Consider the following 12,559-nt stretch of genomic DNA (forward strand, 5'->3'; position numbering starts at 1 on the left):
GGGCTGGCTCATCCGCCCGAAAAAATGAAAGCGTTTTAATTTGAACTTTTCTTGAAAGATACGTGACTGAATTCTCATTACCTTCATTTCTTTGTTCAATTCTATTACCCTATAAAAAGGAGATATTTTAATGAAGAAAGGTCTATTAAAAGCATGTTTAATCATGTTTGTTATTTATTTGATAATAGGTCAAACGTCTCTGAATTTATTTAGTGTAAGTGCCGCTTCAAATGATTTAAAAGAAGGTAGTGATAGTTTGAATAGTTATTATGATGAAGATTATCGCCCACAATACCATTTCACTCCTGAAAAAAATTGGATGAACGACCCAAATGGGATGGTGTATTTGGATGGCGAATATCATTTATTTTATCAACATAACCCAACAGAAAAAGTATGGGGACCGATGTATTGGGGCCATACCATAAGTAAAGATTTAGTCAATTGGGAACATCAACCAATCGCTTTATTCCCCGATGAAAATGGGTTTATCTGGTCTGGAAGTGTTGTTGTTGATTATGACAATACGAGTGGCTTCCAAACGGGAAAAACTTCACCTTTAATAGCAGTCTTTTCCTATGAGTTAGGAAACGAAAATCAGACAGTCGGGATAGCGTATAGTAATGATAAAGGTAGAACATGGGAGAAATATGAAGGGAATCCTATTATAAACATGCCGGAAGAAACAAAAGTGAGCAATGGTGGTGATGGGGCTTTTAGAGATCCGAAAGTATTCTGGTATGAGGAAGAGGAAAAATGGATCTTTGTGATTGCAACAGGAAAGCAAGTAGATTTCTATTCATCGAAGAATTTAAAAGAATGGAAAAAGGAAGGGAGATTTGAGGCCCCAGAAGTTAATGGTGATCTTGGAATATGGGAGTGTACGGACCTTATTAATCTACCAGTTGATACAACCGGTGATGGATCACATGATTCAACAAAATGGGTTCTCATTACGAGTGTAGCGAATGGCCCAACAGGTGGCCAATCAATGGGGTATTTTATTGGTGATTTTGATGGAACCGAATTTACCCCTGATAAGGAGAACATTAAATGGTTAAATTATGGTGCCGATATGTATGCAGGTGTTACTTGGAGTAATACACCTAACAATCGACCAATTTTATTAAGTTGGATGAGTACACCTCAATATGCTGGAGACACTCCAACAGATCCTTGGAGAAGTGCTATGACGATTCCGCGAGAGTTGAAATTAAAACAGAGCAATAACGAGATGATGTTAACTCAAACTCCAGTTGAGGAATTAGAAGACCTTCGTGATAAAAATCAAAGTTGGTCCAACGAACTTACTTCCAGCTCCAATGAGCTTCTTTCAAGTGTTGAAGGAGATAGTTTGGAAATCATTGCAGAAATTGATCTGACCCAAACAACGGCAGATGAAATTGGCTTTAAAGTAAGAAAAGGAGATGGAGAGTATACATCTATTGGTGTGAATCGAAAGAAGGAAATTAGTTTTGTGGATCGAACCAATTCAGGAATAGTTGATTTCCATTCAGATTTTGCAGCAAAGCATACAGCACCTTACAACTTTGAAGAAGAAATCATAAAGTTACACATTCTGATTGACCGATCGTCGGTTGAAGTGTTTTTAAACGATGGTGAGATTGTATTTACGGAACAAATTTTCCCTAATCGCAATAGCAAAGGCGTGGAGTTATTCGGAGACAAAGGAGATATCTATATAACCAACTTAGAAATCTTTCAACTAAATAGTGCTACCTTTACACCAAGTTATGAAATGGAGTTTAAACGAAGCTTTGGTTTTACGCCAAGTGAGATAGATGTAGATAAACTTCCAGAGAATATTGAAAATCCAAATTTTGAAACAGGAGACTTAACAGGGTGGTTTCCTTATGGAAGTGCGTTTGAAGGTGTTGTTACAGATCAAACAGAGTTCTGGGGAGGACCATTTGATCATGAAGGAACTTACCATCTATGGGGATTTGCAGGAGCAAAGTCTGAGGAACGTTCTGATGTAAGAGCAGGAATGATGACATCTAGTTTATTCCGTTTAGGTGGAGATGGGACCATTGATTTTCTCATCGCTGGAGGAGATGATATCGACCGCCTTTATGTTTCTTTAGTAAGAGCATCTGATGGGAAAGAATTATTTAGGGAGACTGGTAGAGACTCTGAACAATATGAAAGGGTAACATGGGATGCATCTAATTATTTAGGAGAAGCAATGTATCTTAAGGTTGTTGATATGCACTCTGGTGGATTCGGACATATCAACTTAGATGATATTCGTGTTAATAATTCTAGTAAAAAAGAAGGATCACATGATATTGAAAATCCTAGTTTTGAAACAGGAGACTTAACAGGATGGACAGTTGTAAGAGGGAATGCGTTTAGCGATGCCTCAATTACAGATGAAACTGATTTTTGGAACAAGCAGTCTTTTAATCAAAATAACCTATGGCATATATGGGGAGGAAGAGGAGATAATTCAAAAGTTGGTGTCATGAGATCTCAAACATTTACCTTAGGTGGAGATGGGCAAATTGATTTTCTTATTGGGGGAGATCATGATATCGATAATTTATATGTAGCTCTCATTCGGGAATCCGATGGAGAAATCGTTCTTAGAGAAACTGGCCACGGGAATGATACGTACCGAAGAGTTCATTGGGATGCATCGGCCTATGTAGGAGATGTGTATTATATCGAAATCGTAGACAAATCTACTGAGGGACATTTAAATTTAGATGACGTTAATGTTCCACCAACCCCCTCTTTGCATAAAAACATAGAGCCGGCCATTTATAACAGTGATTTCGAGTATACTCGTCTTCATCCTGATGATATTTGGGGTTGGGAGGTTATAAGTGGTGATGCATATGGTCCTGATAGCTTGGTAAATGAGATGTATTGGAGCGAAGGTGGGACCTTTGATCAAGAAGGTAAGTACCATTTGTGGGGGTATAAAGCAGCTGGTGATGAAGCTACAGGAGAATTACATTCTGACCCATTTATTCTAAGTGGAAATGGAGGAATTGATTTTTTAATAGGGGGCGGGGATGATATTGATCGTTTATATGTTGCCCTTGTCCGAGTGTCAGATGGAGAAGTTCTCTTTAAAGCAACTGGCAGAAATTCTGAAACGTTCCAACGTGTTTTTTGGGATGCCTCTAACTATTTAGGTGAAGAAGTTTTTATTAAAATTGTTGATGATGCAACAGGTCCTTGGGGGCATATAAATGTTGATGATTTTAATGTTTATAATTCGAAATTTTCAAGAGAGTTACTTGGGCATTGGGCATTTGACGAGAAACAAGGAACAACTGTAAAGGAAAAAGTGACAGATTCCTCTAATTCTGTACATTATTTTCTTAATAAAGGTGTTTATCAACCGGCACGTGATCCAATGTGGAGAGACGACGGTATTGAAAATGGAACATTGCTGTTTGATGGCTATTCAACTTGGGTAGAAAGTCTACCTAATCAAACGCCAGTCTTGGAGGATGAGATTACGATTGAAGCATGGGTTGCTCCAAGAAACTTTGAACATGGAGATGAAGGGCGGCTTTCCGCTATTATTAACCAGCATAATAGAGAAGAAAAAGAAGGATTCATTCTTGGACACTTTCGTCATGGAACGTGGGGCTTGCAATTTGGTACGGGTAATGACTGGTTTGAAGTCATGTCTGATACGGTGTTGCCACTAGAGGAATGGTCATATGTGACTGCAACCTATGCGAGTTCAACTGGTGAAGTTGTTTTATATTTAAACGGTGAAAAAGTTGCGTCAGCAAACTTGCCTCAAGGTGCTAAAATCAAATCAAGTTCTAGCCCATTAAAAATTGGAAAGAACAATGACGGAATGTGGTTGTATGGGTTTACGTTAAATATGTTTAGCGGCCTTATGGACGAAGTCAAATTAAGAGGGCGCGCACTTTCAGCGGAGGAAGTGAGAGGTGAATATGATCGTTACCTAAAGCAAGTAAACGGGAACTTGCCTACTCCAAATCTTCGTATTAATCGAGGCATTCTAGAGAATGACCCACACAGGCCACAGTATCATGCAGCACCACCAGTACATTGGCAAAATGAGCCAGGTGGTCCGTTCTACTTTAATGGGCAGTACCACGTCTTTTATCAAAGCAATCCGCGGGGACCTTATTGGAATCATATTCGCTGGGGCCATTTAGTTAGTGATGATATGATTCACTGGAGAGATGTAGACGATACCATTGTTCCAGGTCGACACGATGTTGATCCCGATGGTGCATGGGCAGGAGATGCTGTTGTAGATGATTTCGGAAATCCTGTGATTTTTTACACAGCTGGTGATGATCGTAAGACGCCAAATCAACGGATAAACATAGCTAGAAGTACGTTTGAAGAAGATGGTGATCCGGATTTAAATCGATGGGTGAAACATCCAGAAGTGATTCTAGACCAAGAGCCAGGCCATGGAATAATGGGAGAATTTCGTGATCCATATGTTTTTAAAGATGGAGATACGTGGTTTATGTTCATTACTTCAGGGGTAGAAAATGAAAGTGGAGATCCTGTCGGAGGAACAGCTCTCGTTTATTCTACAAAAGATTCAAGTTTTGAAAATTGGGATTATCGAGGAGAGTTACTTGTTGGGGATTATGAAAAGTATCCTTATACAGGACGTGTTTGGGAGTTGCCGATATTTTTACCTTTAGGAGATAGCGGAAAACATATCTTGCTTATCAATCCTGCTAAAATGGAAAGGGAGCAATATCAATCTCGGTACACATGGTATTGGATAGGGACATGGGATAAGGAAGAGGCGCGATTTATACCAGATGATGAAGAACCAAAATTAATTGATTATGGAGATTATTTTACTGGACCAGCAGGCTTTGTAACACCTGATGGGAGAACGGTAATTTACAGCATTACACAAGGAAGAAGAACAGCGTTAATCGATTATGATTCTGGTTATGCTCATAACTTTGGCTTGCCGCTTCATGTATATCTTCGTGAAGACGATCGTCTAGGTGTTGCCCCAATTGAAGAGGTTGAATCGCTTCGAGGCAAACAACTTGTTAATATTACGGAAGAGACGTCATTCGATCAGGCAAATGAAATCCTTTCAAACGTACAAGGGGATTTGCTTGAGGTTCAACTTGAATTAGATCAAGGTTTAGCGAACGAAGCTGGAATAACGGTAAGGAGAACTCCGGATGGAGAAGAAGGTACGACTCTTTATTATAAAAAGAGCAACGAAGAGTTCTGGGTTGACAGAACAAAGTCCAGTTTAAATCGAGATTTAGAAGCTTGGTATCAAGGAGGAAACGTCGAACTTCATGATGAAAATGTAAAACTAAGAGTATTTATTGATCGTTCGATGGTTGAAGCATACTTGAATGGACTGCAAACTTTAACAACGAGAGCTTATCCTACGAGAACGGATGCAACAGGCCTTCAGTTATGGGCGAATGAAAATAGTGAAACCGTAGTTGTAAAATCATTGAAAGTTTGGGAAATGAACTCTGCTTACAAACAGGTCCCAGCAACTGGAATAAGTCTTAATCAAGAAAAGCAAGAAATGATGGCTGGAACAAATCAATATGTAACACCAATTGTTTCTCCGCAAAATGCTACGAACAAGGATGTAATCTGGACATCTAGTAATCCTACTATTGCTACAGTTACAAATGGCAGAGTTACTGCACATGCTCCTGGCTCGGTAGAAATTAAAGCGAAAACAAGGGATGGTGGCCATAAGGCAACTACAGAAATTGTCGTCGTCGCCCCTCCTCCAGCTGGTAACATCACAAATCCAAGTTTTGAAGATGGGCTAGAAGGGTGGACTATTCTTTCTGGTGATGCATTTAGTCCTGGTGATGTTACGGATAGAAATGAATGGGGGTGGGGTGGACCATTTAATCACGTCGGTAACTATCATTTCTGGAGTGTCAATACAGGTGATGATTCTCTTACAGGATCCATGCGTTCGGAGACATTTACCCTAGGAGGAAACGGTCAAATAAACTTTTTAGTTTCAGGGGGAGATAACATTTATGATTTATATGTAGCTCTTGTCAGAGAGTCTGATGGGAAGATTTTAATGAAAGCAACGGGTGGCAATAGAGAAGCATACAGCAGAGTATACTGGGATGCATATGATTATATCGGAACAGATTGTTATATTCTATTAGTTGATAACGATACGGGTGGATGGGGACACATTAATGTTGATGATTTCCATGTGCCAGTTGAAGTGAAGCAATAAAAAAAGCTTATGATTCCCCTTTTTGAGTAGTCGTTTACTTGAAAAGGGGTTTTCTTCTTTAGTGGCTAGAATCAGCTCTAAAAAATCTGATTTGAGTGCTTGTCTTTGATTATCTCCTAGTGTCTTCTTTTGGGTCTACAAATGTTGATAACAATATAATATACTATTAAATTAGTATCAAAAGTTTAAGAAAAGGACTATCATATACATGCAAAACTGCGGACTTGTTTTAGAAGGTGGGGGTATGAAAGGACTCTATACGGCGGGGGTTCTAGAATACTTCCTTGAAAAGGATTTGTTTTTTACTTATGTCATTGGCGTTTCAGCTGGCGCTTGTATGGGGGCATCTCATGTATCGAGACAAAAGGGGAGAAATAAGAAGGTCAATGTTGGACTTGTGAATGATCGACGGTATTTATCCTTTCGAAACTTCCTTTTTAAGAGAGAAATGTTTGGAATGGATTTTTTGTTTGATGAAGTGCCAAATCATATTGTTCCATTTGATTTTGACACCTTTGCAATGACAAAACAACAATTTTTAATAGGGACGATGGATTGTCATTCGGGTGAAGCAATTTACTATAATAAACAGCGGCACAAAGACGATATACTAAAAATTATTAGAGCTTCTAGCTCTATCCCTTTCATTGCTCGTCCTGTGGAGTATGATGGGCGATTGCTCCTAGATGGTGGTTTGGTTGATCCAATACCTTTAGGAAAAGCGAAAAAAGACGGAAATCAGAAAAACATTGTCATTATGACAAAATCAACTAATGAACTATTAAAAGCTAATAGAGCATCCTCCATATTAAAGCGACTTTATAGAAAGTTTCCAGCTGTTGCTGATTCATTTGAGAAGCGTTTGATTACATATAACGATACGTTATCCTTTATTGAATCAGAGCAAGAAGAAAAGAATGTCTTTTTAATTCAGCCTAGTATCGATCTGTCTATAAGCGGCTTTGAACGAAATCAAAAGAGACTGTTAGAATTATACGAACTTGGCTATCATGATGCAAAAATGCAGTTTGAACGGTTGAAGAAGTGGTTAGAGGAATAAGTATAGCAGCAAGTTAGGGTTTGAATAAATGGTTCCTGTCCCATGCTAAAACGCATGGTGTGCAGGAACCTTTTTATTTATTGGTTTATCCGCAATTCCGGAAAAGTAACAAAAAATATTCCTGTAATACGGAATATTCCACTTTTTCGGAAATGGCAAAGTATAAGAAAGCATGGATAAACAAAACCACAAAATATAATTTTGTTTTCTGAGAATGTAAGTAAGTTCGTAACTGGTGAGAGATTTTATAGTTCATTTTTACATTTTTTAAAGGTAATTAAAAAGTTGGCACAAAACTTGCTTAATCTATTGGTGAGTGTGTCAAAAAAGCACTTGTTTTGTTGAAAGCGCTGTCTTAATGGAGATTGTAGTTATTATCCCTTATTACACGTCGACAACAAAATTGGGGAGCGGTTAACGAGTCCCTCATTCACAGACATTATTAGTAGAGATTAGGGAGGAAAAAAGAATGGAAAACAAAGTAACGTTTATTACAGGTGCAGCGAGCGGAATCGGGTATCAAATTGGAGAAGCATTTCTTAAGGATGGTTATAGAGTAGTTTTTACAGATATTAATGAAGAAAAAGTTAACGAAGTAACAGAAAACCTGAGAAAACAAGGATATGATTGTTTAGGATTAAAAGTGGATGTAACAAAAGAAAAAGATATAAAAGCCGCAATTGATACAACAGTTCAAAAATTTGGAAGGCTTGATGTTCTGTTTAACAATGCAGGATTACAACATGTTTCACCTATTGAAGAATTTCCAACTGAAAAGTTTGAATTCATGATTAAAGTGATGCAAATCGCCCCATTTGTTGCGACAAAGCATGTTTTGCCAATTATGAAAAAGCAAGGGTTTGGACGAATTATTAATATGGCTTCAATAAATGGGGTGATTGGTTTTGCTGGAAAGGCTGCATACAACAGTGCAAAACACGGAGTAATTGGTTTAACAAAGGTAGCTGCACTTGAAACAGCAGAGCATAACATTACCGTGAATGCTCTTTGTCCAGGTTATGTGGATACGCCACTCGTTCGTGGACAATTTGAAGACTTAGCAAAAACTCGTAATGTTCCTGTTGAAAAAGTAAAAGAAGAGGTGCTATATCCATTAGTCCCACAAAAACGGTTATTAGCAGTTCAAGAAATTGCTGATTATGCTCTATTTTTAAGTAGTGAAAAAGCAAAAGGAGTTACTGGGCAAGCGGTGTTGTTAGACGGAGGATATACGGCACAGTAATAATAGTCCGTCTTACTAGCACCGGTATATATACACCCTGACATTCTAAGTAATAGGGTAAGTAAAAATGCAGATAATCTATTAGATAATGGGGTGGAATGATGATTGGTATTATACTAGGTTTAATTGTTTTAATGACGCTTGCATTTATGGGGTGGTCGATTATTTGGGTCGCACCAATCGCGGCCGGTGTCGTAGCACTAACTGGCGGTTTGGACCTGTTAGATGCATACACAAATACGTACATGAGCGGGTTTGTGAACTTTGCTAAACAGTGGTTCCCTGTATTCATGTTAAGTGCGATTTTCGGTAAATTAATGGAAGATACAGGGATGGCAAAATCGATTGCTGTTGTTTTATCGAAGCTAATGGGAACTAAACGAGCGATATTAGGAGTTATTTTATCTTGTGCAGTGTTAACATATGGTGGAATTAGTTTATTTGTTGTCGTGTTTGCGGTTTATCCTCTTGCATTATCTTTATTCAGAGAGGCTAATATTAGCAGAAGGATTATGCCAGCTACGATTGCATTAGGTGCTTTCACCTTTACTATGACAGCGCTTCCGGGAACGCCGCAAATTCAAAATCTGATTCCTATGCCTTATTTTCAAACAAATGCAATGGCCGCTCCAGTTATGGGGATTGTTTCTGCTCTAATTATGGCAATCGGAGGCTATTTTTATTTAATTTGGCGTCAAAAACAGCTTACGGAAAAAGGGGAAGGGTTTACAGAGCCAAAAGATACGAGCATGTTAAAAGTAGAAGGGAATTCCCCGAACGTGTTCTTATCTTTATTACCACTACTAACCGTACTTTTAACATTAAACTTACTTGAATGGCATATTGTTGTAGCTTTGCTTTCTGGTATTCTATTAATCTTATTATTAAATATTACGAAAATGAAGGGATTTGTAAAATCGATCAATAGTGGTGCAACAGGTTCGATTGTAGCGATTATTAATACGAGTGCAGCAGTAGGATTCGGAACAGTTGTGCAAGCAGTACCAGGCTTTAAAAAGCTTACTGAAATGTTAATGAATGTTCCAGGAAATCCGCTCATCTCTGAAGCGATCGCTGTTAATCTATTAGCAGGTGCAACAGGGTCCGCTTCAGGGGGAATGGGGATTGCCCTAGAAGCATTGGGAGATCAATATTATAAAATTGCCTTAAGTACAGGAATTAGTCCGGAAGCCTTTCACCGTATAGCTTCCTTATCTTCGGGAGGGTTAGATGTTCTGCCACATAATGGTGCAGTATTAACGTTGCTAACTATTACAGGATTGTCCCATAAAGAAAGCTACAAAGACATTGCTGTTGTTGCGATTGTTATCCCAATTATTGCAACGGTTGCTGCAATCGCGTTAGCGGCTATGGGAATCTATTAAAATTTAGGTTAAGAAGCTGTTCAATTAGGGACAGCTTCTTCCGCATTTTCTACTATGTTATAATTGTTCTACTGATTGGAGGAGAAATCATGAATCTAGAAATGAGAAGGCTTTCAATTAATTGGTTAGTAGAGATTATTCATCTATGTATTGAACGAATCGTCATAGTGGATCGTGATGGAATCATTGTTTATATAGATGAGGCGTATTGTAAGTTTATAGGAACGACTTTTGATGATGCAATTGGCCGCCCAGTCCAAGATATTATTGAAAATACACGGATGCACATTGTCGCAAAAACTGGCGAGAAAGAAATCGAACATCTTCAACCTATTAATGGCAGTGTGATGATTGCCAACCGCTACCCCATTGTTATAGATGGTAAATTAGTAGGGGCATTTGGGACGGTTATTTTTCCTGACTTAGATAACTTACGACATTTTAAAAATAAGATGAATAACCTTTTGGAAGAGCTGAACTTCTATAAAAATAAAGCAGCAAATGAATTAACAAGTAAATATTCATTCGATGACTTAATTGGAAACAGTGATGTATTAAAAGCCGCCAAAATTTTGGGAGAAAAGGTTGCCGGAAGTGATTCATCTGTTTTAATAACAGGCGAGTCTGGTACCGGAAAAGAGTTATTTGCTCATGCGATTCATCATATCAGCATGCGCGGTAACTTTCCGTTTGTCGCCATCAACTGTGCTTCGATTCCTGAGGTGTTGTTTGAATCAGAGCTATTTGGTTATGAGGATGGAGCTTTTACAGGAGCCAAAAAGGGTGGGAAAGAAGGCCTTTTTACAGTCGCAAATAAGGGGACGGTTTTTCTTGATGAAATTGGTGATATGCCGCTCTCTATGCAAAGTAAATTATTAAGAGCCCTGCAAGAAAAAGAGGTACAACCTGTAGGAGGACCAAAAACGATTCCGATTGACTTACGAATTATTGCAGCAACGAATCGAGATTTAACGAAGATGGTGGAAGAAGGAACATTCCGACAAGATCTATATTACCGACTGAATGTCATTAACATAGAAATTCCGCCTCTCAGAAAGCGGAAAGAGGATATTGTGGCGATCTCAAATAAGTTATTACAGAAGCTTGAAAGGAAGTTTTATCGAAAAGGTACCGTCTTATCACCTGAAGTTGTTGCGAAGCTTGAAGAACATAAGTGGCCAGGGAATGTTCGAGAACTAGAAAATGTACTAGAGCGTGCGATTAATGTATTGGATGGTACAGTCATTAAATCGGAGCATTTGCCTTTATATATACGAGATCAAGAAAATAAAACAGACCAAAATCCTCCTGTTAACGATGCACCTAGCAGTCTATCTCATAAAGTTGTTCAACCACTAAAAGAGACGATAGCGCAAGCTGAAAAAAAGGCAATTACCCATGCGCTTGAGGTAGCTGGCGGTGATAAATTAGCAGCAGCGAAGTTACTAGGAATTGGTAAGACTAGTTTTTATGATAAGTGTAAGGTTTACGATATTAGATAAGTTATTACATGAGTAAAAGTCCTTTTCATAGAGTTGAAAGGGCTTTTAGGCTTGAATCACCTATTTTTGTATCATATATAATAAGAATTTAAACATAAATCAAAAAAAATACCTTGCTTCGAAAGCGTTTTAATAGAAATATAATTAAAAGATAGACAATAAATTAACGAATCATAAAACTGTCCATAACGCCACTTCTACCTTATATTCCCAAGTATATTTGGCCCTTCACATGTGCTACTATTTCAATAACACAAATCATTCAGAAAAATGGGTGTTTTTATGAAGTTTCAAAATAAAATTCTTATTGCATTTTTGGTTTTAATATTATTGCCGATTTTTATATTAGGTTTTGTTTCGTATCATGTCACTTCTACAACGTTGAAAAACAAGGTTGGTGATGAAACGTTACATACATTAGAAGCGATTGACCTAAATATACAGATGATTAAGTCTGAGGTTGATAATCTATCAAATTACATTATTTCTTCTAGGGAAGTTCAAGACTTTATTAAATTTAAAAATGAGCAGTCATTACTGGACTTTTACAATCAAGGGCAAGCCATTGCTGGATTAATGTATGGTCAATCGAAACTTGATGATTTAGTACTCTATAGTGCTAATGGCTATGTTTATAGTTTTAAAAAGCCAAGTATTCCTTCATTAGAACAATTTCAAGAATCAGAGTTCTTTAGCCTTATGGTGGAAGGGGAAGGGCGCCCTGTATGGTTATCATCTACTGAAAGCGAGAAGTTTGTTGAAGGAGAGAAACCAATCTTTTCACAAGGACGTGTAATAAAGGATATTCATACTCTGAATGAAATTGGATATCTCATTATTGACGTGAAGTTGGATCGCTTTGATGACGTATTTAAAGGACTTCAGAAGCAGGATTCTCAGGAAATGATTGTGAACCAAGAAGGAGAGATTGTTTATAACCGTAACCATGAATTAGTAGGTGAAAAGATCGAGCTTCCAAAAGAAATGGTGGCAAATCAAACTGGAACAGTGATTGGTGATTGGGAAAAAGAAAAAAGTTTAATTACGTTTATCATTCCTTGTTTTGAGGTACAAAAAAAGGCTGCCCCCACCAATAGACCATTTTAACCTTGGGACAGCCTCTTATTATCACTA

Annotated in this window: 6 protein-coding genes; all 6 read left to right on the top strand. The window is 38.0% G+C overall.

Features of this window, described 5'->3' with window-relative positions; translation table 11 throughout:
• Positions 1 to 130: 130 nt before the first annotated feature.
• The 6 genes from AC1FXP_RS12030 to AC1FXP_RS12055 all read left to right on the top strand — a co-directional run bounded on the left by AC1FXP_RS12030 (position 131) and on the right by AC1FXP_RS12055 (position 12,532).
• A complete protein-coding gene (locus AC1FXP_RS12030) occupies positions 131 to 6,235 on the top strand; it encodes a GH32 C-terminal domain-containing protein (protein ID WP_480061651.1) in 6,105 nt (2,034 codons plus the stop codon).
• 208 nt (positions 6,236 to 6,443) lie between these two features.
• Positions 6,444 to 7,295, top strand: coding sequence for a patatin-like phospholipase family protein (locus AC1FXP_RS12035; RefSeq protein WP_480061653.1), 852 nt, complete (start codon positions 6,444 to 6,446; stop codon positions 7,293 to 7,295).
• Between the two features lie 469 nt (positions 7,296 to 7,764).
• Positions 7,765 to 8,538, top strand: coding sequence for a 3-hydroxybutyrate dehydrogenase (locus tag AC1FXP_RS12040; RefSeq protein WP_480061655.1), 774 nt, complete (start codon positions 7,765 to 7,767; stop codon positions 8,536 to 8,538).
• Between the two features lie 101 nt (positions 8,539 to 8,639).
• Entirely contained in the window at positions 8,640 to 9,923 is a 1,284-nt protein-coding gene (locus tag AC1FXP_RS12045; RefSeq protein WP_480062053.1) for a GntP family permease, read from the top strand.
• Between the two features lie 89 nt (positions 9,924 to 10,012).
• Positions 10,013 to 11,425 carry a sigma-54 interaction domain-containing protein gene (locus AC1FXP_RS12050; RefSeq protein ID WP_480061657.1) on the top strand — a complete coding sequence of 471 codons (1,413 nt, stop codon included), beginning with the start codon at positions 10,013 to 10,015 and terminating at the stop codon, positions 11,423 to 11,425.
• A 282-nt stretch (positions 11,426 to 11,707) separates the two neighbouring features.
• Positions 11,708 to 12,532 (top strand): cache domain-containing protein, encoded by an 825-nt coding sequence (locus AC1FXP_RS12055; protein WP_480061659.1) that lies wholly within the window; start codon positions 11,708 to 11,710, stop codon positions 12,530 to 12,532.
• The last annotated feature ends 27 nt before the right edge of the window (positions 12,533 to 12,559 follow it).

The sequence above is a fragment of the Halalkalibacter sp. HAAS-P013 genome, from assembly GCF_056619925.1.

Coding starts and splice junctions, on each gene's coding strand:
- AC1FXP_RS12045 (WP_480062053.1), top strand. CDS start 8,640: ATGATTGGTATTATACTAGGTTTAATTGTTTTAATGACGCTTGCATTT.
- AC1FXP_RS12050 (WP_480061657.1), top strand. CDS start 10,013: ATGAATCTAGAAATGAGAAGGCTTTCAATTAATTGGTTAGTAGAGATT.
- AC1FXP_RS12030 (WP_480061651.1), top strand. CDS start 131: ATGAAGAAAGGTCTATTAAAAGCATGTTTAATCATGTTTGTTATTTAT.
- AC1FXP_RS12035 (WP_480061653.1), top strand. CDS start 6,444: ATGCAAAACTGCGGACTTGTTTTAGAAGGTGGGGGTATGAAAGGACTC.
- AC1FXP_RS12055 (WP_480061659.1), top strand. CDS start 11,708: ATGAAGTTTCAAAATAAAATTCTTATTGCATTTTTGGTTTTAATATTA.
- AC1FXP_RS12040 (WP_480061655.1), top strand. CDS start 7,765: ATGGAAAACAAAGTAACGTTTATTACAGGTGCAGCGAGCGGAATCGGG.